General features: G+C 67.0%; 22 protein-coding genes, 2 pseudogenes and 1 CRISPR repeat array. Of the genes and pseudogenes, 8 read left to right on the forward strand and 16 right to left on the reverse strand.

The window, feature by feature from the left end:
• Window positions 1–294 precede the first annotated feature (294 nt).
• The gene (locus D9V36_RS11085; protein ID WP_129293624.1) at window positions 295–1,182 is read right to left on the reverse strand and encodes a DUF5655 domain-containing protein; all 888 of its coding nucleotides are present in this window, start codon (window positions 1,180–1,182) and stop codon (window positions 295–297) included.
• 607 nt (window positions 1,183–1,789) lie between these two features.
• Here D9V36_RS11085 and D9V36_RS41925 point away from each other — a divergent pair.
• From D9V36_RS41925 to D9V36_RS11110, 5 genes are all read left to right on the forward strand, one after another.
• Window positions 1,790–3,304 (forward strand): restriction endonuclease fold toxin-2 domain-containing protein, encoded by a 1,515-nt coding sequence (locus D9V36_RS41925; RefSeq protein ID WP_241720817.1) that lies wholly within the window; start codon window positions 1,790–1,792, stop codon window positions 3,302–3,304.
• A 29-nt stretch (window positions 3,305–3,333) separates the two neighbouring features.
• The gene (locus tag D9V36_RS11095; RefSeq protein WP_129293625.1) at window positions 3,334–3,792 is read left to right on the forward strand and encodes a hypothetical protein; all 459 of its coding nucleotides are present in this window, start codon (window positions 3,334–3,336) and stop codon (window positions 3,790–3,792) included.
• A gap of 683 nt (window positions 3,793–4,475) precedes the next feature.
• Window positions 4,476–5,057 carry a restriction endonuclease gene (locus D9V36_RS11100; RefSeq protein ID WP_164992929.1) on the forward strand — a complete coding sequence of 194 codons (582 nt, stop codon included), beginning with the start codon at window positions 4,476–4,478 and terminating at the stop codon, window positions 5,055–5,057.
• A 574-nt stretch (window positions 5,058–5,631) separates the two neighbouring features.
• Window positions 5,632–5,871, forward strand: coding sequence for a DUF397 domain-containing protein (locus D9V36_RS11105; protein ID WP_129293627.1), 240 nt, complete (start codon window positions 5,632–5,634; stop codon window positions 5,869–5,871).
• Window positions 5,872–5,953: 82 nt separating this feature from the next.
• The gene (locus D9V36_RS11110) at window positions 5,954–6,919 is read left to right on the forward strand and encodes a helix-turn-helix domain-containing protein (protein WP_129293628.1); all 966 of its coding nucleotides are present in this window, start codon (window positions 5,954–5,956) and stop codon (window positions 6,917–6,919) included.
• 21 nt (window positions 6,920–6,940) lie between these two features.
• Here the strand turns inward: D9V36_RS11110 and D9V36_RS11115 are convergent, their stop codons facing one another.
• From D9V36_RS11115 to D9V36_RS11125, 3 genes are all read right to left on the reverse strand, one after another.
• On the reverse strand, window positions 6,941–7,774 hold the full coding sequence (locus D9V36_RS11115; RefSeq protein ID WP_431357749.1) for an SAM-dependent methyltransferase: 834 nt from the start codon (window positions 7,772–7,774) through the stop codon (window positions 6,941–6,943).
• A gap of 138 nt (window positions 7,775–7,912) precedes the next feature.
• Entirely contained in the window at window positions 7,913–8,434 is a 522-nt protein-coding gene (locus tag D9V36_RS11120) for a hypothetical protein (protein ID WP_129293630.1), read from the reverse strand.
• Between the two features lie 121 nt (window positions 8,435–8,555).
• A complete protein-coding gene (locus D9V36_RS11125; protein ID WP_129293631.1) occupies window positions 8,556–8,822 on the reverse strand; it encodes a hypothetical protein in 267 nt (88 codons plus the stop codon).
• Between the two features lie 336 nt (window positions 8,823–9,158).
• Between D9V36_RS11125 and D9V36_RS43040 the strand changes: the two are divergent.
• Window positions 9,159–9,356 (forward strand): annotated as a pseudogene (locus tag D9V36_RS43040) (alpha/beta hydrolase); the annotation flags it as partial.
• A gap of 39 nt (window positions 9,357–9,395) precedes the next feature.
• A CRISPR array of direct repeats spans window positions 9,396–10,650; the repeat unit is 29 nt; unit sequence GTTGCGAACCCTCCTGGGCTGATGACGAC.
• A 243-nt stretch (window positions 10,651–10,893) separates the two neighbouring features.
• Here the strand turns inward: D9V36_RS43040 and cas2 are convergent.
• The 12 genes and pseudogenes from cas2 to D9V36_RS11190 form a co-directional block, all read right to left on the reverse strand.
• Window positions 10,894–11,157, reverse strand: a complete 264-nt coding sequence (cas2, locus tag D9V36_RS11135; protein ID WP_129298342.1) for a CRISPR-associated endonuclease Cas2 — start codon at window positions 11,155–11,157, stop codon at window positions 10,894–10,896.
• A 6-nt stretch (window positions 11,158–11,163) separates the two neighbouring features.
• A complete protein-coding gene (cas1b, locus tag D9V36_RS11140; RefSeq protein WP_129293632.1) occupies window positions 11,164–12,144 on the reverse strand; it encodes a type I-B CRISPR-associated endonuclease Cas1b in 981 nt (326 codons plus the stop codon).
• Window positions 12,144–12,665 (reverse strand): CRISPR-associated protein Cas4, encoded by a 522-nt coding sequence (locus D9V36_RS11145; RefSeq protein ID WP_129293633.1) that lies wholly within the window; start codon window positions 12,663–12,665, stop codon window positions 12,144–12,146. Before D9V36_RS11145 ends, cas1b begins: the two co-directional genes overlap by 1 nt.
• Window positions 12,662–15,085: a CRISPR-associated helicase Cas3' gene (gene cas3 / locus D9V36_RS11150; RefSeq protein WP_129293634.1), complete on the reverse strand. Its 2,424-nt coding sequence runs from the start codon at window positions 15,083–15,085 to the stop codon at window positions 12,662–12,664. The genes D9V36_RS11145 and cas3 overlap by 4 nt, the downstream gene beginning before the upstream one ends.
• Window positions 15,067–15,783: a CRISPR-associated protein Cas5 gene (cas5, locus tag D9V36_RS11155; protein WP_241720818.1), complete on the reverse strand. Its 717-nt coding sequence runs from the start codon at window positions 15,781–15,783 to the stop codon at window positions 15,067–15,069. Before cas5 ends, cas3 begins: the two co-directional genes overlap by 19 nt.
• Window positions 15,780–16,838, reverse strand: coding sequence for a type I-B CRISPR-associated protein Cas7/Cst2/DevR (cas7i, locus tag D9V36_RS11160; protein ID WP_129293635.1), 1,059 nt, complete (start codon window positions 16,836–16,838; stop codon window positions 15,780–15,782). The genes cas5 and cas7i overlap by 4 nt, the downstream gene beginning before the upstream one ends.
• Window positions 16,838–18,292: a hypothetical protein gene (locus tag D9V36_RS11165; RefSeq protein ID WP_241720819.1), complete on the reverse strand. Its 1,455-nt coding sequence runs from the start codon at window positions 18,290–18,292 to the stop codon at window positions 16,838–16,840. The genes cas7i and D9V36_RS11165 overlap by 1 nt, the downstream gene beginning before the upstream one ends.
• The gene (gene cas6 / locus D9V36_RS11170) at window positions 18,280–18,819 is read right to left on the reverse strand and encodes a CRISPR-associated endoribonuclease Cas6 (RefSeq protein ID WP_241720820.1); all 540 of its coding nucleotides are present in this window, start codon (window positions 18,817–18,819) and stop codon (window positions 18,280–18,282) included. Before cas6 ends, D9V36_RS11165 begins: the two co-directional genes overlap by 13 nt.
• Window positions 18,820–20,306: 1,487 nt before the next feature.
• On the reverse strand, window positions 20,307–20,525 hold the full coding sequence (locus tag D9V36_RS42590; RefSeq protein ID WP_277753589.1) for a DUF3761 domain-containing protein: 219 nt from the start codon (window positions 20,523–20,525) through the stop codon (window positions 20,307–20,309).
• A gap of 405 nt (window positions 20,526–20,930) precedes the next feature.
• Window positions 20,931–21,080 (reverse strand): annotated as a pseudogene (locus D9V36_RS41935) (HNH endonuclease); the annotation flags it as partial.
• 74 nt (window positions 21,081–21,154) lie between these two features.
• On the reverse strand, window positions 21,155–22,192 hold the full coding sequence (locus D9V36_RS11185) for a HEAT repeat domain-containing protein (protein ID WP_164992930.1): 1,038 nt from the start codon (window positions 22,190–22,192) through the stop codon (window positions 21,155–21,157).
• A gap of 362 nt (window positions 22,193–22,554) precedes the next feature.
• Window positions 22,555–22,788, reverse strand: coding sequence for a DUF6207 family protein (locus D9V36_RS11190; protein WP_129293638.1), 234 nt, complete (start codon window positions 22,786–22,788; stop codon window positions 22,555–22,557).
• Window positions 22,789–22,989: 201 nt separating this feature from the next.
• Here D9V36_RS11190 and D9V36_RS11195 point away from each other — a divergent pair, with 201 nt between their 5' ends.
• The gene (locus D9V36_RS11195) at window positions 22,990–23,694 is read left to right on the forward strand and encodes an HNH endonuclease family protein (protein ID WP_129293639.1); all 705 of its coding nucleotides are present in this window, start codon (window positions 22,990–22,992) and stop codon (window positions 23,692–23,694) included.
• 234 nt (window positions 23,695–23,928) lie between these two features.
• Window positions 23,929–24,561 carry a GmrSD restriction endonuclease domain-containing protein gene (locus D9V36_RS11200; protein ID WP_129293640.1) on the forward strand — a complete coding sequence of 211 codons (633 nt, stop codon included), beginning with the start codon at window positions 23,929–23,931 and terminating at the stop codon, window positions 24,559–24,561.
• Window positions 24,562–24,921 lie beyond the last annotated feature (360 nt).

Consider the following 24,921-nt stretch of genomic DNA (forward strand, 5'->3'; position numbering starts at 1 on the left):
GTAGTCCTCCCGTTGCACGTGGTCGACAGTAAGGTGGCGAATGAGTGTTGACGTGCTGTGCGCAGAGCAGTAGGAGCAGGCCGACGCCCCGGGGACCGCGCTCCTTGTAAAGACTGGTCAAGCTCCCGAGGGAGGCGGTCGGCAATATAGCGGCGGATCCCCGGTTACCGAAACCGGGGATCCGCCGAATACTTGTGACTCCACCGCCACTTCCTGACTGCCCCGTCGAAAGGCCGCAGAGCGACGATCCATAACGTCAACAGCGCCAGGTACGCAACACCAGCCCCAGCCCTGTCAGGCCGCGGCGTAGCTGAGCCGGAACAGGTCCTGGGCGCGCTCCAGGTCCCGCTCGGTCCGCAGCTGCAGCTCCAGGTCGCCCGTGCCGTGGTGGCCGAGCCCTGTCACGTCCCGGGTGAAGCCGGGAATGAGGTCGACGCTCTTCGGGTCGGCCTTGAGGTAGACGAGGAGCTTGGTCTGCTGCGGCGGGCAGACACACGCGAAGTTCCGCAGTCGCTGGTAGGCACGGTACTGCTTTCGCTGGACCCGAGTGATGCCGTCCCCGAGGCCGAGCAGTGCTTCGTCAACCGCCACGGCCAGTTCCGTCAACGCCACGTCCCGCCGCCGCGTGCTCGGCACGCCGGCCACACGGCGACGGGCCGTCGCGGGTGCCGCACTCTGTCCCGTGTGCGAGGCAACGGCCTCAAGGGCGATGTGGTCATCGCCGAAGAGGCGGTAGCGGACGAGGTCGATGCTGCGCCGGTGCTCGCGCACGGCGTGGATGTCGTAGCGGGTGAAGTCGCCGGCCACGCAGATCAGCCTCGGTGCACTCCACAGCACCTGGGACGCGGCCGTGGCGCCGAGCCGGTCGCGGACCAGATGCCCGAACTCGGGCCGGTGATCCATCAGCCAGGACAGATAGAAGAGCCCCTGGTTGATCACGCCTGCATCCGTGCCGCGCTTGTACTCCACGACGACGGGTGCCCCGTTCTCGTCAACCCCCAGCGAATCGATGCGTCCACCGTGGACCGGCCCCGTGCTGTACTCGCTCGCCAGGAACCGGACGCCCAGCATCGTCTCCATGTGCGCCTCGATCAGGCACTGGATATCCGCCTCGATCTCGGCCAGACGCGGCGCGACCTCGGTCACGCCGCCCATCGTGTTGAACAGCTTCAGGCCCGACACCTTCCCCTCTTCGGCTACGTAGCCCGCAACACCCAGGGGCGCAAGATTGTTTCCGCGAAGGTCTTCGGTCCTGTGAAGATGGTGTGAGAGGCTACAAACGGCTCGCCGGGGACGCCCGCGTCCCACGGTCACCGAGGAATCGCACATCCCACGTGCGTCCCACGCGCCGCCGGGACCAGTGCTGGGAAGTAGCGTTTCCGCAGGTCAACCCCCGTAGCTCAGTGGATAGAGCAGGCGCCTTCTAAACGCCTGCCTCACGCCTGCATGACGGCCGACGAAGCCGCGCAACTCAATGGCGATGCAACTCAGCTTCCCTGGCATTGAGAACACACAGCGCAAACCCTCCAGGGCTGATGACGGCCCTGCTGCTCCTGCGGGGTGGATGGGCGGTGCTTGTGTGCGAACCCTCTCCCTCATCTCTTCCTCCGCGTGGCTCTGGTCCCATCGCTGCCACACCGCAGTGTCCCGCGGCAGCTTGGCCGATAGGAAGCGCCGGGGCGAAGCACTTCAACCGCCTGTGGCAGACTGGTCGGCTCGCGTAGGCCCGGGGGTTGCAGGCTTGTCTTTTCGTACGCACGCAGTTGACCTGATCAACTCCTCGTGGGGGATGCACACCCTCAACGAGCTGCTCATCGAGCTGGTGCTCGCGCTGATCAGGGAACTGGATGAGCAGGCCGGGATGGCCGGCGACGACGACGCTGGACGGGCCTTTGCCGCCCTGTACCACAGTGCCTCGAAGACAACCGTGAACCAGATGGGCGAGGCCGCGCACGCCATGGGGCGGGGAAGCGAGTCGCTGCTGCAGACGGCCAACAACTACATGGCGACGGAGAGCAAAGTCGCGGAAGACATGCTCGCCGCGATCGGGCAGCGCAGCACGTCCGAGCCCTACTCCGGCAAGTCGGCGGACTGCGCCCCAGCACCCCGGGGCCGTGGGAACGAACTGTCCGAGGTTATCGGGGAGACCTCCGCGATCGACAAGTACCTTGTCGGTGACCGCTTCCGTGGCGACCCGGAAAAGCTCCGGTCGGTGGCGCGAACCTGGCGAAAGGCGAAGAATATTTCGGAGCGCGTCCTGTCCGACGCGCAGGATTGTTGGAGGACGGCCGCACGTAACCATGAAGGGAAGACCGCAGAGGCGATCGACGTCTTCTACAACAAGTTCGTGGGCCGTGACCACCCGACGGCGAAGGCGGAGCCGTCGTGCACTCTGCTGGCCAATTTGCCAGCTGCCTGCCAGCAGCTCGCCAACGCCTGCGACAGCTACGCCGACCACGTCGAAGCTGCCAGCAAGAAGTCGTGGGGTGAGACCGCCTCCGATGCATTGTTCGACAGCGGCGGCGATTCCGTCTGGGACAACCCCGCCTTCGGAGGGAACGGTGAGGATGGTGGGCTCCACGCGGCGGTCTCTGGCGACGACCGCATCATGGGCCTCGCCAGCCTGGGCCATAGTCTGGACTCCTCGCAATCGCGCGTACGTGTTCCGCGGCCCGACCCGGCCCCCTGGAAGCCGAGCCCGATCCTTCCGCCAGGACTTCCTCTCCCGCTGCCGCCTCGAATTCCCATCATGATCCCGGCCGGCTACACCAAACCCGATCCGAGCCTCTACCGTCCCGCGATGCCGCCCCCTGTTCCCCCCGACCCGCGGTTCCCGGCGCTGACGCCCACCGAGCGACAAAGTTTCAACCGATGGGCACACGGCCTTCGCGACGGAGGCTTCTCCGGCGGCACCAAGGCCGAAAGGGACTACCAACACCGCACCGCGGGCTACCCGGAGAAGGAGGTGCCGATCGATCCGCGCAAGTCGGCCCTCGGCACACTGATGGTGGACGGCTTGCGCGACACCGACGGCATGGCGGTGGAGGCGAAGTTCGTCAAGAGGCCGGGATGCACATACCGGAACCTCGACGACCTCGAGAACAGCGACAGCTTCCACGAGAAGGTGCTCCACAAAAAGGACGAAAAAGAGCTGTACAAGTACAAGGCGGCGATCGAATACCCAGCCCACGCAGGACGCTTGCGCGGCGTAGAGGTCGCCACCAACGACCCCGAGGCCGTGCCCTACTGGGATGCTCTGCTCGTCGCCCACGGAGTCAACGGCTACAGCCGGCACGTGCCCTGATCGTGTTGGCGATCGAAGAGGAGAGGGAAATGGACGACGACGCCGCCGAATTCCGAACCATGTTCATCTTCAGTCCGCCCGAAGGCGCTCCCCAGGGATGGGGGCTCACCTTCCCCTCCTTCACCGACGCCTTGCGCACGAAGGAGCCCGGGGCGGTCATGGAGACATGGAGCGGGCAATACACGGGAGAGACGCTCTCCTTCCAGTTCGGCACATCCGTCGGCGACACCGCCGAAGGAATGGTGGGAGTGGAGCCAAACGGCGTAGCCATCGAGGACTGCACCGCTGCCGAAGCGGCCGACTTTGCAGCATGGCTCCAGCAGGCCATCGTGCCGGCGGGCAGCGGGCTCATGGTCAACATCCGCGAAGGCGTGGAGTGGGAGCTGCCCCTGGTGGAGCTCCGAAGCGGCACGGTGAATGAGCTGGAAGAGTGCCTGGTCGGACATGTCGACCGGGTGCTTCGGTATGAGGAGGAACAGCTCGGATAGGCGGCCAAAGCCTTTCTGAACCGCGGCAGGTAAGGGAGCGGGGCTGGAGGAGCGAGGCGCGCACTGCGATCGTGCCGGGAATGGCGCTCGTCCCGGACGTCGATGGCCGTCCCACCTCCTTCGTCGCCGACTAGGCGCGGTCGTGCTGGCGTCGAAGAGACCTTCCCCGTGGAGCTGGGCCGCCCCGCACGGACCCCTGCTGCGGGGGATGCGGGTGGAGGGCAGTCCTCTGGCGGGATCGCTCCCGACGACGCCAGCACGACCGCGCGCGATGAGGTGCCGGAGGACCCACGCGATCGGCTGGCACGGCTGCGCGGAGAGCTACCGGCCTCCGTCGGTATCTCCAGCTGGCGGCACGTCGCCGCCCCGCTTGTGACAGCCCCAACCTGGCACAGTTGTCGCGCTTATCCGCGATGCTCACCGGAGTGCCGTTCCAGCGCAACCACTTCCCCACAGGTAGCCGGACTTCGACGGCAACGAAGCGTGACATCGTACGGGCCGCCTGCACGCCGGCGGCCCGTTGCCTCACGTCAGAGCCACCTGCTTGCCCTCGTCTGACCGCTTGGGCGCAACGAGTTCAGGTGCGTCGTCCGGCGAGTTGTGGTGCGCGAGCAGCCACCAGGTGTACTGGGAACCATTGGGGGACTCGCCACCGCGGTTGGCGTTGCGGCTACGATCCGCGCATGTCAGTCAACAGCGTTTCTGATCTGGGCCGTTCGCCCCAACAACGGCCCAGGCGAGGCAATTCGCAACGGAAAGATCAGCCGGACTGGCTGACATACGAGGAAGACGTCGCGGAACTCGTGGACAGCCTTGACGAGGGCGCCACGGTGCGAATGAACCAGCAAGTGCCGGGGAACATCAGTGGCGTGCAGCGGCAGCTGGACGCTCTGCTCAGAGGCGAGGTTGCGGGCCAGCCCATAAGTATCGCGATCGAGGCGAAGCGGTATCAGCGCCGGGTGAGCATAGGCACGATCGACGAGTTCATTGGGAAGATCCTGGACGTAGGCTGTGACCGTGGGGTGCTCTACTCTGCCGGCGGCTTCACCGATGGGGCGTTATCGCGAGCGAGTAACGCACGCAACCCCGCGGTCGGCTGTGTTCACCTACCGCCCGATACTGCTGACGTGGATGCCCTGAACGCGGTGGTGTGTGACTACAGCTACACCGTGGATGAGTCCGGTCTCCACACCGGCGGGTACCGGCTGTGGCTAGAAGGCCATGATCTCTGGCTCTACCGTGACGAGCACTACTGGGAAGAGTGAGGGGCAGCCTGCGTGGAGTTGCTCCGGCCGTGATGTTGCTGAGCGCAACGTTGGTGGCAGCAATGATCACCGAGATGGTGCTCGGTCTGTTGAGGGTGACGTAGGCGCGGGTCCGGTCGAGGGTGATCGCCGCGGTGCTGTCCCGACGCCCCTGCGATGCCCTCGTCCAGCCCCGCAGCGCCGCTATGCCCCAGGCTGCGGCTGGCGCATGTACCCCCTGGTCTCGGTAGTCGGGCCTCAAGTGGGGCCCGCCTTTGATGGCGGGCTGTCCGCTCGAATCGCAGGGGCTGGTCAACCGCGCAATCCTGATTCGCCCAGGAGGGTGGAAGTCTCGGCACTGAGCACTTGCAGTGTCGACGGGAACCCCCGAGGTTCGGCCTGGGAGCGCAGCAGGGGCGATCACCCCACCCTTTCGTGGGACAGCGTTGTTCGATTTATAGTGGCTAGCATTTCATTCGGGCCGCCCATGAAATTTCATGACGGATTTTCGCGGGGCTTCTACCTGCGCAGATCTCGGCGGCTTCGAGAGGGAAGCGGAAAAGTGGGATCCTCGAACAGAGAGGGAGCGCCTCAGATGCAGAAGTTCATGAATGGCATGCCTGCTAGCCTCGTCCCCGGTAAGTGGGTGAAGAGCCGAAAGAGCGAGGCCAACGGCACGTGTGTCGAGGCTTTGAAGCTCCCGCAGGGGCGCGTAGCCCTGCGGAACTCGACCGACCCAAGCGGACCCGCGCTGGTCTTTACCGCCGACGAGATGGAAGCCTTCCTCGACGGCGCAAAGAAAGGCGAGTTCGACTCCTTCGCCAGCCTCAACTAGCAGTACCAGAAAGGAAGTTCGAGCAACTCTCTCCATCCGGGCATGTCATCATGTACATATGACACCCCGGTAAGGAGTAATCGTGTCCTCGAACTCGAATCCGATCCGTCTGGCCCGGACTCCCGGGCCAGACTGGACGAAGACGGCTGCGAACGTCTTTCTTGGACACACCGTCCGGGAGATGCGCGAAAATGCGGGCCTTACACAGAAGCAACTCGCGAAGGAAATCCTCGTCTCGAGCCCGACGGTCCATCGCTTGGAGGCCGCGGAGACGACGCCCGTGCGACGCACAGTTGATTCGGTAATCAACTACTTCAAGCCCGGTGCGAGCATGAGGGATACGCTGACGATGTTGCTCTCTCGCGCCTTGGAGCCTGAATGGTTCCAACACCGTTTTGGCGACTGCACGCCGGGCTACCTCCGCCGGCTACTCGGCCTGGAGTCGATGGCCATCACCATCACGACGTACGACGTGCGTCTGGTGCCTGGGCTGCTGCAGACGTCGGCCTACGCCGAACACATCGTCCGTACTGGTCTGCATCTGAGCGAGTGGGACGGTCCTGAGTTGGAGCTGCGTCTGGCTCAACGCGCGGAGCGTCAGGAGCGGGTGTTGGGGCAGGCGGCTCCGCCGCAGTGCATCTTCATGTTGGACCAGTCTGTACTGGGCCGGAAGGCTGGGACCAAGAAGACCATGCACGAGCAGATGGTCTTCCTGCGTGAGATGGCTGATCTGCCGCACATCACGATCAGGTTCGTGCTTTCCGGCCGGATGATCGCGGGCAACGCGGCCGCGATGGCCGGGTCCATGGCACAGCTGCAGTTTGGTCGCGGTGGCCTTCCTGACTTCGTCTATGCCGAGCAGTACGAGAAGGCGGACTATTTCTCCAAGCCGTCCCGGAAGGCCAAGGATCGGAACAGGCCCCTGACGCCCAGGCAGAACGACTATGAGCGGCACTTGCAGCTGCTGCTGCGGATCCAGGGCGAGGGATGCGCCTCACCGGCCAAGAGCCGGCGCATGCTGGACAAGGCCATCAAGCGCTACTCGTAACGGCTCGCCCGCCCTGGCTACCTAGCTCCGGGGCGGCACCTTCCCCAGGCCGCCGTACTCCGTCCACTCGATGCTGCGTTGACGCTGCTGAAGCTCGGAGTCAGGTCGCCAATCAGTGACATCGACGAGACCTGGCTCCTGCTCGATGAGGTTTGTGAAGATCTCCTCCACGTCCGTCTTCTCGCGCACGCGCCCCCAGTTGCCTTGGGTCTGGATCCGCATGAGCTCCGTGACGCCGTCGCGAACCTTGGGGTCGTCGCTGACGAGCTGGCACACAACGACGAAGCTGCCGGGCACGAGCCTGTCGACAACTCGTTCCACGAGTTGCTTGGGGCCGGCGCTATCAGGCAGGCAGTGCAGTACCGAGATGAACAGGGCAGCCACCGGCTGGGAGAAGTCGATGAGCCGGTTCAGGTCCCTATGCGCGAAAATCCTGTCGGTGTCCGTCATGTCGACGGGCAGGATCGTGGTGTTGTCGTTCTCGTCCAACAGCGACTGCCCGAGCGCCAGGACGACAGGGTCGTTGTCGATGTAGACGACGCGAGCATCAGAGTTGACTTCCTGGGCAATCTGGTGCACGTTGCGCTGCGTCGGCAAGCCGGAACCGAAGTCGATGAACTGCTTTACCCCGTGTTCCTTGGCAAGCACGCCAACCACACGCTGGAGAAACCAGCGGTTGTTCAGCGCAATCTCACGCGATGTTGGTGCGACTTCCAGAAGTAACTCGCAGGCTTCCTGGTCGACTTCAAAGTTATTACTACCGCCCAGTAGCCAGTCGTACATCCGCGCAACGCTCGGTACCGAAAGATCGACTACACGTTTGCGCTCCGACAACGGACGTGTCCCCTCGCCGATTCCCCCGCGTTCAAAGTGGAGTTGCCATCTTAGAAGGGCAGCGCACAGGGCACCACCGCCAGCAAGGGTGAAGGCGGTGGCGAAGGGTGGCGAATTAGCAAGCCAGAGGCCCGTTGCGAACACGCTCGCGGGTGGCGTTCAGGGGTACGTCAGAAGTGCCTCCCCCTCGAACAGGTAGGGGCGAGCACGCCGGGCGGCGCCAAGGCCGGCCTCGACAGCGGGAGGCTCCAGCCCCATGAGGTCGGCCGCCTCTCCGACGTCCAGGCCAAGGCGACGGCAAAGCAGCACGCTGTCAGCACTGGTCTCCGGCAGGCCGAAGTAGAGAGTGGCCACATCGGTGTTCTGCAGAGGCACAGTGTCGATCTGGCGGCTGACCTGGAATCGGAGTTCCTCCCAGACGTCTGCGGCGAGGCATGGCTGGCTCAGTAACCAGTTCCAGTGCCGACGCGCAAACGACAGCGTGGCGCGCACGGCGGCCGCGGCCGGTGCAGCCGCACGCCTGCCGAGCCGGGCCTTGGCATAGCACGCGTAACGGGGCTGGTTTCTTTCGGTGAAAGCGCGGAAGCCGAGATCTGTAGCGATGAGGGCGGGCCTCGCCCGCACCAGAGGGTGAAGTGAAGTGTCGACGAGCGGCACACTCGATCGAGGGGAGAAGGGCATGGGGCGCTCCTCAGGCATGCGGGTCCGCTACTCCGGCCTGGCACTCGATGCCGCACGGCGCGGCGGTAGGCGGCGAGAGGGCCCCGCGCCCTGATGAGCGCGGGGCAAGGAACGCCGGGCGCTAACTGCCCGGGGCCCAAGTGACGTTCAGGCCGGCATGCCAGGTGAAACCGAGCATGGTGACGATGAAGGCAGACTCGGTCGTGTCGACAGTGGTGCCCTTAATCAGGGTCCACATGAGGACGAATGCTGCGAGAAGAGCGCTCAACCGGACGACCGCATGACCGCCGAGGGCGTTGTGAAGCCCTACGGGAGCGATGTTGAAACTGGTACCGTGAAAATGCCCGGAGGGTAGCTGCAGGCTCCCTCGGCGATACGGTTCGATCATTTGCACGTTTTCCTTCGGACGGGTCGTCCCCGGGGCCGTGGTGATGCACTTTCCCGGGCGGGCCCTCAATCGGGAGCCCAAGAGGAAGCTACCGCGCCGAATCGGGCGTTCAGGGCCATCACCCCCCTCATGAAAACTCATTCCGGCCGCACATAATGTTTCGATCGGCGGCGATCGAAAATTGAGATCTTTCGATCGCGGCAGAACGACCGCAGCCGAATAGACGACACGAGAGAGTCAGCCACACAGTTGATGCGAGGCCCTGGCGGAGAAGCTGACAAGGCGAGACCTGAGCCATGATGGCCGGTGGCAGTCGAGGCCGGCTTGGAGGTGACGATGAGAGTCGTGTTCGTACACGGGGCGTGCGTGCGGAACGGGTCGTGGTGGTGGCACCGCACCGCCGAGCTGCTGCAGGAGCAAGGGGTGCCGAGCATGGTCCCGGCACTCCCGAGCTGCGGCGAGGTGGGCCTGCCCGGCGGCGTCGGCGGCCCGGGGCTGCCCGAGGACGTTGCCGCAGTGCGGCAGGCGCTACAGGCCGGCGACGAGCCGACCATCGCGGTCGCCCACAGCTACGGCGGCAACCCTCCTGGGCTGATGACGACGGCGATCCGGGGGGTGCCGCTGACCACCGCGATCGGGTTGCGAACCCTCCTGGGCTGATGACGACCCGTGCGCCCTGGCGTACGTCCTTGGCCAGTACGCGTTGCGAACCCTCCTGGGCTGATGACGACCCGACGCGGCCGAGAAACCCAGGACATGTAGGCGGCGTTGCGAACCCTCCTGGGCTGATGACCACCTACTCACCCGGCGCCCGCCCGCCGACCGGGTCAGGTTGCGAACCCTCCTGGGCTGATGACGACCAAGTGCCAGCCGGTGTCCAGGCCGAACGTGTCCTGTTGCGAACCCTCCTGGGCTGATGACGACCGGACCGGACTGGACCACACGCGCCATCGCGCAGACGTTGCGAACCCTCCTGGGCTGATGACGACGTGGGCGTGGGCGTCCGCGGGGAAGCTCGCGTACGTGTTGCGAACCCTCCTGGGCTGATGACGACACGCGCAGCCGGCGAAGGAGGTGGAAGCCCTGCCGCGTTGCGAACCCTCCTGGGCTGATGACGACCACCAAGGTTGCCGGGGCTGCCCTGCCGGAGGACGGGTTGCGAACCCTCCTGGGCTGATGACGACACGACCAGCAGCGCCGCGCTGACGTAGTAGACGAGTTGCGAACCCTCCTGGGCCGATGACGACCCGCGAGCAGGGCTTCGACCGGGATAAGCCACCCCGTTGCGAACCCTCCTGGGCTGATGACGACAGGATGACCGGCGCGGACAGCACCCGCCGCACCGAGTTGCGAACCCTCCTGGGCTGATGACGACCCGAAAGCGGCGGGGCCTGGTGCTCCACCTCCTACAGGTTGCGAACCCTCCTGGGCTGACGACGACGCTCTCGACCGGCGCACTTGCCCTCACGGACACGTTGCGAACCCTCCTGGGCTGATGACGACCCGTGTAGCGGGTGACGATCGCGTTGACCCGGTGCACGTTGCGAACCCTCCTGGGCTGATGACGACCGGAGACGGGGGCCTCTTGACTGTGTGCTCAGTGAAGTTGCGAACCCTCCTGGGCTGATGACGACTCAGGTCATCGACCCCCAGACCAGCGGCGCGGTGCTGTTGCGAACCCTCCTGGGCTGATGACGACGGGGGCGCCGGTATGAGCGTGATGGACCCGTACGAGTTGCGAACCCTCCTGGGCTGATGACGACATGGGTGGCGTACATCCCGCACCCCTGCCCCACCATGTTGCGAACCCTCCTGGGCTGATGACGACCAAGAAGATCGGGCTGACGTACGGCCCGAGGGTAAAGCCCCAGTTCAGGGACATGCCTCTGGCTGCGTTGGGATGGGTTGTGCGGTGATCTGTCGGTGCGGCATTACCGCAGGTCAGCGGTTCAGACTGGCCTTGCTGCGGAGCATGAGCCCATCCGCACTCTCGGCCGACGCCGCGTCGGGCCGTGGCGCAGCCGACTAGTCGACTGTTCACGTTCTGTCGACTTCCGGTCAGTGTGTGGTTTCACAGGATGTCTCCTGGGCCGCCCAGGGCGACGCCGAGGGTTGTGGTGTCGATCATGTCGGGCGAGCGGGTGGTGTAGGTGACGATGCTGTCGTAGTCGGGGTCGATGGTGGTGCGCAGGGCGGTGATCAGGGCGCGGTACTGGGCGGTGGAGAGTTCGCCCTGGAAGACGCTGCGTTGGGTCCAGTGGAGGTATTTGCGGCAGGTCTTGAGGACTTTGGGGTTGCGTTCGACGGCGGTGTCGTAGACGAGGATGACGAAAATGGCGGGTCACCACCAAGGGTGGAAGGGCTTGTAGGGCGTGTCTTCCAGGCAGAGGCGGACCAGTTTCAGTGCTTCGAGGTGGATGAGTTCCTCGTAGCTGACTTTCCGCTTGAGGGTGCGGTGATGGACGGTCGTTGACAGCTCTTCCCGCACGAGGGCGGCGATCTTCTTGCGGCCGTTGGTGCTGAGGGAGGCTCTTCCGACGTCGGTTTCGAAGTCGGTAGGTTTGAGGGCCCTTTGGTGGGCGGTGCGTTTGAGGAGTCGCTCCGCGAAGAGGGGTTTGAAGGGCTCGGCGAGGTCGAGGGCGAGGGTGTTGCGGCGTCGGTCGGTGTCGGAGTGGAGGAAGCCGATGGCCGGGTGGAGCGGGGTGCTGCGCAGGGCAGTCAGGACACGGGCGTAGACCAGGGCGTTGAGGTAGCTGATGAAGGCGTTGCCGGCGTTGGTGGGGGGACGGCGGGTGCGACCGTTGAGGCGGAGCCAGGGGGGAAGTTGGGTGTCGAGGACAGCCCAGGCGGTGCGGCGGAAGTTGCCTTCCTGGCCCATGATCGCGTCATCGTCCTTGCAGTCGGGCAGGTCGGTGCGCAGAGACTGCAGGGCGGGGTCGAGGAGGTCGGTGTCCAGGGCCCAGCGGAGGTTCTCCGCTGCGGCGAGGACGAGGGCTCGGCCGATGGCGGTGCGGCGATCTGGGTCGGCGGTGATCTCGACCTGGCGGCGGATGACGGCGGCCGAGGCCACGGATTCGGCCGGGCTGAAGTGGCCGGCGTGGTTACCGTAGTGGTCGAGGATGTGCAGGGTCACGCCGTTGCGGCTCAGCATGGACATCGCCGAGGTGTTGACGTCGACGTGGTCGAAGGCGATCAGGTCGCGGATGTCGGTGATGGGGATGCGGACGGGGCTGCCGTCGGGTCGTTCGACGCGGATGCTGTTGTCTTCGCGGCGGATGCGGCACGGTTCGGTCAGCCAGTAGGTGCGGCCGGCGGCGGGCATCAGTCTCCCCAGCAGTAGTCGAGGTAGGAGCAGCCGCGGCAGCCGGTGCGGGCCAGTCGCGCGGGTGGTTCGGTCGCGGCGATGACGTTGCGGGCTTGGGTTTCGGCGTCTTCGGCCGCCATGCGGGCGTCGTCGTCCCAGGGGACGTCGGTGGTGCGGCGGATCAGCGGGTAGTGGACGGTGCCGCCTCGTACGCTGATGCCCCGGCGCTCCAGTAGCAGGCAGTAGTGGCGGACCTGGGCTGCGTGTGCGGGTGAGGGGGCGCGTGAGGATTTCGTCTCGTGGACGACGGCGCCGGTGGTGACCCAGTCGATCTTCGCTTCGCCCAGGTCGATGTCGCGTCGGCGGGTGAAGGTGGTGTCGGCTACCACTTGTCCGAAGGCCACCCGGTCGCTGCGGTGCTCGGGCCGGTAGCCGCGTGCGTAGAGCCAGAGCTGTCGCGGGCAGTGGACGAAGTACTTGATGTGGACGCCGCCGACCGCGGCGCCGTCGTCGGCCGGGAAGTCGTCGAGGCTGCTCACAGGATGGTCTCCCGCTCGGCCCGCGGTCGTAGGCCGAGTGTGCTGTCGTACTCGCCGTCGATCAGGCGCATCTGCAGGTTCCGGTCGAATTCGGGTTGGTACATGGCGAGCTGGCGGTATCGCAGGGGGATGAGGAGGCGGGCCGCGAGCAGGGGGTCGCCGTTCTTTCCGCGCGTCAGCTTGCGGTATTCGTCGGTGTCGTCGTGGTGCAGGACTTCCACGCTGTCGAACTTCTCGCTCAGTTCCCTGGCGAATTCGCTGCGGTCGTGGAAGGGGTCGGTGAAGGTGAGGAAGTGCGTGGTGAACTCGTCACGGTGGCGGCGGGCTTCTTCCTCCCACCTTTTGCCCCACTCCGTTGCGTAGGCGTGGTCGAGTAGTTGGTCGATGTCCTGCTCGCTGAGGTCGGTGGCGCCGTGGTCGGCGAGGGTGATGAGGGCCGACCAGGCGGCGTCCACCGCCCCGGCCTCGTACGGCAGGTGCTTCTCGGTGCGGTGGACGCGGAACTCGGCGGGCCCGTCGGGGTGGAGTCCGCGCCGGTTGACGCGGCCGGCGCGCTGGGCGACGGCCTCGATGGGGGCGCTCTCGACGGCGCCGCGGTCGAAGTCGAGTTGGAGGGAGACCTCCACCGCCTGGGTGGCGACGACGAGACCGCCGCGCCGTGGGTTTTCGCCGGGCCGCCGCTCGGGGTGGCGCTTGAGGAGTGCCTTCTCGATGGCGTCCCGGTCGCCGTTCTTGAAGCGCGAGTGGAGGAGCAGGGCCGCATACGGGTCGCCGGGCAGCGCCGCGCGGGCGTCGTCGGCGAGTTGCTCGAACAGGCTCTGGGCGCCGGCGACCGTGTTGACCACGACGAGCACGCTGTGTCCCTCGCGCAGCCAGGACCTCAGCCGCTCGATGCTCGCCGCCGCGGTGACGGGGGTCTCGTCGAGGACCAGGCGATGCCGTACGGGGCTGGTCCCGTGGGGTGCTCGGTGAACGGTGACCGGATGTTCGACGCTGTCTTGGATGAGGCGGGTCATCGTGCCGGCGAGGGTCGCGGAGAGTACGGCGAACCGGCTGCCGAGCTGTTCCCACAGGCGCATTGCCGCCAGCAGGCGGCCGAAGGTGTCGGGCTCGTAGGCATGCAACTCGTCCAGGATGAACAGTGAGTTGGCCTGTTCGAGCAGGACGGAGGAGTACGAGGGTCCGGCGACGGCGCCGCTCAGGAGCTGGTGGGGCGTGGCCACCCGCAGCCGCTGGGTGAACAGGCGCATCGCACCGGCCTGTGCTCGGGCCTTGCGGGCCTGGGAGGCCGTCGGCTCGGCGTGCGGGGTGCCGGCGGCGCAGTCGTCGTCGAGGGCTTCGGTGAGCAGGGTCTGGGCGACGGTGCCGTGCAGCAGACCGATGTCGGCTCTCTTCTCGCCGGGGGCGGGGACGAGGTCGTCGGCGAGGCGGCGTCGGATCGCGTTCAGCGACGCCCGGTACGGCAGGGTCCACACCACCCGTGGCAGCCCGGGCATGGTGCGCAGCTGCTCGGCCGCCCAGGCGAGCCCGGCTTCGGTCTTACCGCTGCCGGTCGGTGCCGCGAGCACCAGATGGCCGCCAGTGCCTGCGGCCCGCTGCTGGTGAGGGTAGGGCTCATGCGGCAGGCGGGCGAGGTAGCCGGGCAGCAGGGGCATGTGCGTCTGGAGGCTCTCATGCGCCGAACCGGAGTGGTCGGCGAGGGTGAGCGCGCCCTGTGCAAGGACGGCGAGCAGCCCCTGGTGCGGCTTGGCGGGGTGTCTCCAGAGGTCCAGGAGCATTTCCAGCAGGTCCCGGGAGCGCTGCGCGAGGGACGGGGCTCCCAGGGCCGTCGTGGGTGGGTCGAGCGTGAGGAAGCCGGAGAGCCATCCCAGCAGTTCCCGGTGCAGGAACCGCGGGACCTGCACCACGGCCTGCTCCGGTGTGGCCCCGGGGGTGGTGCCGAACGCCTCCTCCCATGCCGTCTTCGGGTTGTACTGCAGGGCCAGGGCCGGCTTGCCGCCGCTGCCGGTGGCGGCGGCGTGCAGGGGGCGGTGGTGGGTGGCCACCAGCGTCGCCACCATCACCCGGTCCTCGTCACTCCAAGCGCCCGCTCCCGCGAGCAGGTCCACATACGCGAGGGACAGCACTTCGTGCCGTTCGCCCCACGGGAGGCCGCCCGGCTCGACCTGACGCTGGAACCCCTCAGCGATCTTGCCCGCGTCGTGGAGGAGGGCCGCCCGGCGGACGCGGGACCAGAACGCGGGCTCGGTGGCCAGGATTCCCGCGCTCTGGATGCGGTCCTCGATCTGGGCGACCGCGGCATGAACGGTGCGGGAGTGTGTGGTCAGCCGCTCCCTGTCCTCGGCCGGCGTGGATTTCGCCCGGATGTCGTCCAGAGAACCTCGCCGTGGGACCGGACCGGTCACGGAGCCAGCAGCCACAGCGCCCTCCCTCGTGCGCCGTCCGGACGCGTTCCGTCGTCGTACCCGGCATCCTGGTAGGCGCCGCGCACGCGATGGCGGCCGGCCGGCAGGTCGCACCACAGGTAGTCGGCCCAGTGGGTGCTCATCCGGTCGGTCGAGACCGACGCCGCCATGCGGTGGGCGATCGCGGACGGCACGTCGTGGCCCGAGACCGGCGCCAGCGCATGCCCGACGATCGCCTCCTCGACAGGCTCCAGCATCACCTGGACGCGCGCTTCGACGTGGACAAGGTCCTGCGACCGGCCCAGGCGCAGTGCCCAGCGCGGTCGCCGCAACGCCCGCGCGACACGGTCGCCCTCGCTGCCCGGCAGCCACACCGTCAGATGCACGCCGGCCAGGAAGGGGCGGCTGCGGAGCGTCATACCGCCCTTGCCGGCACGCACCCGCCCGGACACCGCCGGGTTCAGGCCGGTGGCGTCGATGGGGTGATACGTCTCGGCGTCCACGCCCTGGCCCTCGGACCAGGCCGCCATCCCGAAGGCCAAGGACTCGCGGGGCGCGCCGGTGGCTGCGGCGAGTAGTCCCCGTACCGTCGAGGGCGGCGGCACCGGAAGGCCCCGGGTCAGGCCGGGGAAGAACGGATCTCGGAAGGACGCCACGGGGGCGTAGAACTCAAGCCGCCAAGCGGGCAGCGGCTCACGCGGCACCTCGGTCACCGGGCGGGGTCCTCGAACCAGGCGTCCAGCGCCGTGGTCCGCATCTCGGCCGCCAGCCCGCGCAGGACCGCCCGCGGATGGTCGATCACGACGGTCTGGTCGGCGAGTTCCTGCGCGCACTCCTTCTCGAAGTCCTCGCGCAAGTCATCGCGGAACCCGGGACGCCAGCCGATGCGCACCGGGGCCTCCCACTCCCCCTCCCACGCGGCCAGCTCCTTGCGCAGCACATCGCCGCGCACTCGCAAACCTGTCGCCTCATCGCCGTCGATCACGTGGGCGAGCGGGTTGATGCCCCCCTTGAAGGGGACCATCACGATCAACGACGGGACGCGGTCCCCGTAGTGCAGCGCCTGCTTCGCTCCGCCGCTGAGGTGGGCCAGCGACTCCAAGAGCAGTGCGGCCCGTCGCTTGCGCTCCTCGATCGGCAGCCGTACGGCGGGCTGGTCCCGGAACGTCGTAGCGGTGGCGCCGAAGGCCGCCGCTTCGGCGACCTGCAGGGCCTGCTCACTGGTCAGGTAGTTCGGGCGTCCCACGCCGTCGGTGTTCGGCAGCGTGAAGGTGCCGATCCTCGGCAGGTCCAGGAGAAACGGGGCCGCGAGGTCGGCGGTGTAGAACTCGTGGCCGTGCAGCACCGGTTCACTGACCCCTCTGGACATCACACCGAAGTCCTCCGTGGGGTAGACCGGCGCCACCGACATGAGCGTGCCGAGCATGAACGGACTGTCCCGCAAGGTGGTCGCGGAATCGTCCTTCTTCGCACCGGCCCGCATGTAGCCGAACAGGTCATCATCGGCGTACCGGATCGGGTCGGCCGCGGTATTGGCCTTCTGCGCTTTGCCCTGGGCCTTGCCGACCCGCGTCACCGGCGAGGGAACGGACCCCTGCTCGACCATGCCGTCGCGGATCCACCGGCGCGCCGCTTGAGCGGAGACATACGGGTGCCGCCGGCCACGGACCGTCGCGTGCTTCACCCGCGCTGTCGTCTCCTCGCTCCGGCCGTTGTTGGGGGCTCCCGCCTCCACCGCGATCAACATCCTGCCCGCCAGGTACGCCATCAGGCACCTCCGAAGTGGTGGTGGTAGTTGTCTTCGTCACCGGAGAGGACCGGCTGCTGCACGAGCTGCTCGACCCGCTCCTGTTCGCGGGGGTCCTCGGGCTGTTTGCCCACCTCGACGCCGCGTTGGTCCAAGAGCCGCAACACCTCCGCCGCGAGCAGCATCCGCTGCTCCCACGCCCGGGGCCGTTGCTGGACAAAGGGCCGCCACGCCTCAGACCCGATCGCGACTGAACGGCCGTCGAGTTTCAGCCGGAAACTCGCCTGGTAGAGCAGGCGGCTCAACTGGTAGCCGTTCTGCCCCGCGTTGCGGTACTCCGCAAGCCGGCCGCGAGGGCTGCCGCTTCCGTGCTCGATCCAGTCGGCGATAAGGTTCGCCACTCCACTCAGGTCCGGCTCCACGCCGTACACCTCTTTCTCGTAGCTGAAGGCAAGCCGGGTCAGAGCCGCACGATCCTGGCTGCTCCAGCGATCCAAGTCCCACAGCAGCTGATGCAGTTGTCCCAGCAAGGAGCGACTCCGGCCGTCCTCGGCCTCGAACAGCAGGCGTGCCGCCTCCGCCGATCCGCCGACGGTGACCTGTCCGTCTTGGTCTTGCTGGGTGAGGGCGATCTCCAGCAGTCGCCAGCCACGCCTCAGGGGCGCGTTTCCGTCGACCGTCGCCAGGAACGCCGGCACTGCCCGGCGGGTGCGGGTCACCCGCAGCCACGGCTCCTGGTTGTCGTTCTTGAAGCTCCACAGCGTCGTGGCCGACAGCCCGTGCCCCATGGCACGCAGGGCTCGAAGAGCGACGAGTTCCGGGCGGGCACCGGCACCGAGCCCCCCGGGGAAACCGGCCTGGATGATGCGCCGCGCCCGCTGCACATTGGCCGCGGCGAACTCCCGCTCGGCCTGCCGGCCCTCACAGGACAGCACCGTCGCCGAGCCGGCCGTCACCCACGAGCCGTACGGCAGTGCCCACATCGCGATCCGGCAGCCCCGGCACACCGGCCAGCCCCGGATGCCGGGCGGGAGCGTGTTCAGCGCCTTGTTGGTGTCGAACATGGGCAACTTCGACTTGGCCCACACCGCCTTGGCGGGAGCGCCGCAGAACGTGCACGGCATCGCCGCTCCCCCGGCGTCATCGGGCGCGAACATCGCCGCCATCTCACTCTTCAAGACCGCTACGTCACGAGGCCGCCCGGCGTGCGTCACCTTGGCGTTCGGGTACAGCGCGAACAACACTTTCCACCAGTCGTAGCGCGCGTCGGTCTTCGCCGCCACAGCCGCACGAGCAGCGTCCGCCCCGACAACCTCCGCGACGGCGTCCAGGTCATCGGCGGTCACCTGGTCCGGGCGTTCCCGACCGGCCATCACCGCCACCGCCCACGCCCCCGCGCACTGCAACGGATGCCCCGTGGAAGTCAGCGCGCCCGTCCGCTCTCCGACGGCCACGTCCGAATTCACCTGATCCACCCGAACCCCTGCACCGTGTCGAGGCCGAGCCCCCAGGACCAAAGCGCCTCCACGAACCGGGGATCCGCCTCCAGCGCCACGCGCACCTGCGCTCCGATGCGCGGGGCTCCCCGCACGGAGAACCGCCGCCTAGGCCCCGCCTCCAGCACCTTCAGGCCCCCGGGCGCCGGCAGCCCCAGTACGTCAGCCTTGTGAGCCAGATTGCGCTCCATACGTTCGACGAAACGCTCGTCACCGGGCAGCAGGTCACGGCCCTCGTGCCGAATGACGACCGGCGTCGCCGTGACCAGCTCCACCACGCCGTCGACAGCTGCCGGAGCGCCGAAATCGACCGTAAATCCGCGTACCCGCAGGCGGGCCGTCCCCCACACGATCTCGGTGCGCGCCGCCAGCGCCGCCACCAGAGCGGACGCTATCTCCGGCACCGGAGAGCCGAACCACACCGACCCCTCGGGGGAGGTGGTGTACACCCCCTTCTTATGCGGCGCACCCTTGAACTGCGGGCTCGTCACCCCGACCGGCTTCAACGGGTGTCCCCGCCAACCCTCATCGTGCAACGACTTCGCCAACGCCGGGTCATGCTCTCCGATCAACCCGTACACCACACCCCGCGCCGGACCGTGCACGTCCTCCCACCGCAGACTCGGCACATCCGCAGTGACATCCACCCTCACCCGCATCGCGACCTACCACTACATGTCGGAGACGAAGCCGAAGCCCTGGAACTTCGCTCAACTGTCATGTCAATCAGGGTAGTTGCGCGGAAGGAGTTTGATGATGCTTTTCTCGTACATGTCATGGAAAGTGCCAATGCGTGATAAGTGGCATGCTGTCTCAGGGGCGCAGGAACGCGGTAGCGCAGATGGTCGCCAGGCTCAAGGTAGCGGCCACCACTGACAGCGGTCTCGAACTGGCTTACCGTTGCGCGATCCGCGACCGACTCAAGCTTGCGCGCTCCACCCGCCAGTCAGCAAAGCGCTTTGACCTGCACAGATGCACTACCGGCGAGTCACTGCAGTACCGCCCTGAAGACCAGGCTCTGGACGCAGACTGACCTGCGGCTTTAACGTCGGGTCGTCATCAGCCCTGGAGGGTTCGCAACACGCAGCACTCGCCAACATCGCCGGGGAGATCACCAGTCGTCATCAGCCCTGGAGGGTTCGCAACGCGGCCGGCAGATGCGGATGCTACTCGCCCACCTCGGGTCGTCATCAGCCCTAGAGGGTTCGCAACCAGATCAGCACCGGTGAGACGGAGGCTTCCCTGACCGCCGGCCGTCATCGGCCCGGGAGGGTTCGCAACGCCACACCGCCCCGACCCCGGAGGCTGTCGAGGTCCGTCGCCATCAGCCCTGGAGGGCTCGGAACACGACCTGGGGCACTGCGAAGCCGCGTTCGCCCACGGGTCGTCATTAGCCCTGGAGGGTCGCAACGCGATCTCGCTCACCGCAGCCTCCCCTGGGTGCCGGTCGTCATCAGCCCTCGGAGGGCTCGCCACGGCACCGCCCGCCCGCAGCACGTCCGCCTGCTTCCGGTCGTGATCAGCCCTGAAGGGTCGCAACGGCCAGGAAGCGGAGCTGCCGTGGGCGCGCTCACGGTCGCCATGGAGGGATCAGCCCAATCTGCCGCCCGATCACATACAGTTATCCCAGCGGCTCCACCTACGGGCTCAGGGGGACTGGCGCTCGGGACGGCCAACCGATGGACGGCACCGTCCGCTGGGGAGAATCTGGGGAGTTTCACTAGCGTTGGGGAGCGCGTGGGGAGAATCGTTTGCGTAAATCGGGATGAAGCTGAAAGCCCCCGAAAGATGGATCTTCGCAGGTCAGACGAATACTGAGCCGCATACCCGCAGGTCAGGGAAGTTCGGTAGAAGACTTCAAAAAGATCTCGTCCTCTCCGCGCAGACGGAGGTAGGTCTGATCCGGCCAGGGCAACCGGCATACAACTGCCGGTTGCCCATCGATACCGCAATCGAGGTGCCGGTACGCCAACACTGCACGCCTTGGGCTGGCTTACTTGAACCAGTACTTCACGCCGTGGTGGTGGGAACAGGTGCCGGAGAAGTGCTTCGAGTACGACCAGGTGCCGTCTTTGCACTTGGCCATAACACCCTTGGGGTGCTTGATGTGGGTGCCGCAAGTGCCAGTGGTGTGGTGAGCGCAGCGAACTGTGGCGGCCTGAGCCGTTCCTGTGCCGATGGCTACGGGTGCGACGACGGCGGCGCTAAGCACAGCGGCGGCCAACGCGCTTCGGATGCGGCGCGCCGGACGTGTGATGGTGCGAGTCAAAAGTCCCCCTTGGTTGGGATGGTCCGCCGAGCTTGGCAGCGTCTCGTCACCGTGTCGACGCCATGGAGATCATGTGACGGTTATGTGACAAAAGGTTCGATGCTGAACGAATACCAAAGCCGCAGAGTTCTCCGCGAGCGTGGAGGCGGGCCGAAGCTGGGACTTGTGGACGCCAGACCGCCGGAGTGCTCTGCGCGCGGGCGGAGGTGCGCCGATGTACGGGAGCGTCGAATGCGTCCTCTGCCCGTACTGCTGGCCCCTTGAGTCCGCTTCGGGGCCAGCAGGCAGCCGGGATAAATCCCAGCAGGACGAAACGCGTGGACTACACCCGCTCGAACTCCACGTCGATGCTCTCGCAGCCGGCGGCATCCATTGGGCCGGGTCCTGGTCGGCCTTGGACCGGTTGCTCTTGGCGGTGACGGCAACCAGGGAGCGGTCGTCGCCGAGGTCGTTGGCGTAAGCCTGCCGTCGGGTGGCGGTCCGCTGGGAGGCGCCAGCTGGCGGGGAGCGTCATTCGAATCCTGCGGAATTGCTGTGACTCCGATGCGCCTGATCAGCCATGGGGAGGGAGGTCAGCGGCCGTCTCGTCGCCACTCGTAACGCCATGCCTCACCGAGGTAGCGCTCCTCATCCGGGTAGGCGGGCTGCGGCGGGCCAAGTCGGCGTGCCCCCTCCACGCACCGTTCGTCATGGTGGAGGGCGAGCCCGTACACCGCGATGACCTGGACGCGGCGGTCCTCGTCGTCCAGCAGAGCAGCCGTGGCGTCGGTGAGGACGGGATCGCGGTCCTTGTCATCAGCAATCGTGAGGCAGGCGTTCTGTCGCACCCCCGCTTCCGGGTCGCGTATCAGCTCTCGCAGCGCCCTGCGAACGGCATCGGAGAAGGCAGGTGGCGAGGGCCAGACACTGAGCCCGCGCACCACCGCACGCCGGACTCGGGTGTCATGGTGGCCGGCGTAAGGCAGAAGGGCAGCTTGTGCTCCGGGGGCGGCGTGTTCTCCGAGAGCGACCAGCACCTCGGCGAGGACGGCGAGGTCCGTCTCCTTGGCCGACCAGTCGGTGAACGTGTCCAGGGCGGGGCCGGCGAACACGTCCTCGTCTCTGCCATCGAAGAGATGGGTCAGCCGCAGTACCTCGGCACCGAACAACCGGTGAACCGGGTCCGTGTGCGTGCGCAGCTCCGCAGCCGCAGTCCAGGTCGCCTGGTCGCGCCGGTGAGCCAGCGCAATGGTGGCACTTGCCCATGCCGTGTGGTTCTGGTCGGCGTGGGCCAATGCCCGGTCCATGAGCTCCTCGAACGAGGTGCGGACGCCGAGCAGCTCCTCCAGGTGCGTGAGGATCGCCCCATGCCCGTCCCGCACGGCAATACCGTCAAGGGTGTACTCGTCGACGCTGTTGAACTCGTCGTCCTGGACTCGGGCCCGGGTGACAACACCCTCGGAACCCGTGCGCCGCCGCAGTTCGGCCTCGACCCCCGTCTCACACCAGTGGCGGGCGAGGTCCCGCATGCTCAGCAGCTCCGACTTGGCGTAGCGCCCCCGGATCCTGTCGTCCAGGAGGGCTTCGACCAACGCGGGCGAGCCCGAATCAACCGCCTCGCGCAGCGGCACCAGGCTGCCCGGTGCGCTCTGACGCGGATCCGCGCCGTACTGGAGCAGCAGTTGGGCGATGGCTCCGGAGTGCGCCCGGACCGCCAGACGGAACGCGGCGTCGCCTACGTCGGGGGGGGACCGCAGTCCTCCCGGAGAAGCCTCTTCACCGAGGCAGTGTCTCCGGCCCGGACCGCACAGATCAGCAGAGACTCGGCGTCCGGAGCACCGTTCACACCCGTATCCCTACCGGGATCTGTACCCATGCTTCTGCTCCCCCTGGTCGCATTCTATTGGGCTTTCCCATCCTCGACAGTGATTCATGGTCATTTTCCAGTCGAGACGTAGGAATCCACTTTCGAATCTTCGAAGGCGAGGACCATTCAGCAGGTGCCGGGGTCAAAGCTGCCGCCGGTTAGGGGTGGGCGGCGCAGGTCGGCGTAGGCGCGGACGGTTACGCCGGCCTGGCCGGGGGTGTGCCAGGGGGCGGAGGGCCCGCTGGAGAGCCATAGCCCGCCGAGCGCAGCCGCTGCCTGGGTAGCGGTCTCTTCGTCGGCCGCGGTGATGTCCACGACGACAAGTCCTGGCTCCCTGAGGTGCTCTTCGTAGATCTTCATGGCCTCACAGACGCGATGCCCGAGTGGGCAGTTCGTCTGAGACGCAGAAGTCACCCGGTTGTGGGAGGCATGACGGACGACAACCGCACAGGGAGGGGCATTTGGCCGGCTGCCGCGATCACTGGGTTCACTGGTTGACGTGCCCTGGTGCGGTGGGTAGACCCATGGAGTCTGACATCACCCCACCCGACAGGGAGCCTTATGTACCGCACGCGCCGCCTGGCGGTCCTCGCCTGCCCCCTCCTGCTGCTTTCCGCGGCCGCGTGCACTCCCGCGACTCATCAGGACGCCAAGCCGTCGGCCGAGGCGAGCGCGACTTCCTCCGAGGGCGCGAAGGGCACCCTGCACCTGACGGACGCGGTAGGCCGGCTAACGGTGGCCCGCGAATCCCGGACCGGATACGAGCGGGACAAGTTCCGTCTGTGGACCGACGCGGACCACGACGGCTGCGACACGCGCAAGGAGGTCCTGTTGGCCGAGGCGGTCAAGAAGCCCCGCCAGGGCAAGAGCTGCCGTCTGACCGGTGGCACCTGGCGCTCCTACTACGACGATCGCACTGTTACCGATGCCCGCAAGCTCGACATCGACCACGTCGTACCCCTCGCCGAAGCCTGGGACTCCGGCGCTTCGAAATGGACCGCGCAGCGCCGTGAGCAGTACGCGAACGACCTGGGGGCCGACCGTAGCCTCGTCGCGGTCAGCCTGGGTCCCAACCGCACCAAGGGCGACAAGGACCCCGCCGAGTGGATGCCACCCGCCAAGGACGCCACCTGCACCTACGCCACCGACTGGGTCACCGCGAAACTCCGCTGGAAGCTGACCGTCGACCCCACCGAAGCCAGAGCCCTGCGGACGATCGCGGCCGGCTGCCCGGATGCGACCGTGACGTTCACGCCGGCACCGTAACCGCACCGAACCGATCGCCCCTGCCACAGACCATGGGCCCGGCGGCCCGCCCCGAAGCTCCCCGAGCATCCCAAGAGGCTTTTGGTAAGGCGTCTGGCTGGTGGTGCGATCGTCCAACGCATAGGTAATGAGAGGGGAATGATGCTGTCATGTTCGGTCAACGCGCGTAGCACGCAGCGTCGCCTCGCGGTTTGCTGAAGCGTCTCTCCAACCCCCACACCTTTGGAGACCTTCATGCGCCGTGCCGTCCTCGGCTCCGCTGCCGCAGCCCTTGCCTTCGTCGGCCTGACCGCGGCTCCCGCGCTCGCCGAACCGCCCACCCCGCCCAGCCAGTCGACCGCCCGCGCCGAACTCGCAGCCCTCACCGTCGCCGCCCCGCACTCCATGGACGGCTACGCCCGCGACAAGTACGACATCTGGGCCAAGCAGTCCGACGGCTGCACCACTCGCCAGGACGTCCTCGCCCGCGACGGCAAAGACGTCGTCGACGGGTCCGACAAGTGCCAGCCGGCCAGTGGCAAGTGGTACTCCGTCTACGACGACACCACCGTCACCAACGTCGCCCAGGCCACCATCGACCACATGGTCCCTCTCGCCGAAGCCTGGCGCTCCGGCGCCGACACCTGGACCGCTGACCAACGCAAAGCCTTCGGCAACGACCTCAAAGACCCCCAGCTCGTCGTCGCCTCCGAATCCTCCAACAGCTCCAAGAGCGACAGCGGCCCGGCCGACTGGAAGCCGGCCAACCACGCCTTCTGGTGCACCTACGCCGAGGACTACACCCACGTGAAGTCCGTCTTCAAACTCACCACCACCGACAGCGAGAAGACCGCCCTGACCTCCATGCTCGACACCTGCACCAACTAACCCGCGCGACCAACATGCCTGCGCGTTTTGATTGTGATGCGCGGGGCACACGCACTGCAGTCCCCGGCTGGTCACCCCCGTCCAGCCGGGGACTTGTGTTCCGCGTTGGCTAATCAGGTCATGGCGTTCGTTGTCGGCCGCGGCCGTCTCGCGGTGCGACTGCTTGAGTCCGTGGCGCTTGGTGTTGTCATGGCGAGAGGTGCGGTGTCGTGCAGCGGTCAAGACCAGTGCCAGCCCCAACAGATCCTGCCGCCCCGACGGCGATGCCGTCGAGGAAGAGCATGCGGCTCCGAAAAGACAGCTTGCCGGGCCCGCTGTGGCGAGCCTTGCGGACTAGGTAATTCCACCCTGAAGAATGTT

The organism is Streptomyces lydicus (assembly GCF_004125265.1).
Lineage (GTDB): Bacteria > Actinomycetota > Actinomycetes > Streptomycetales > Streptomycetaceae > Streptomyces > Streptomyces lydicus_C.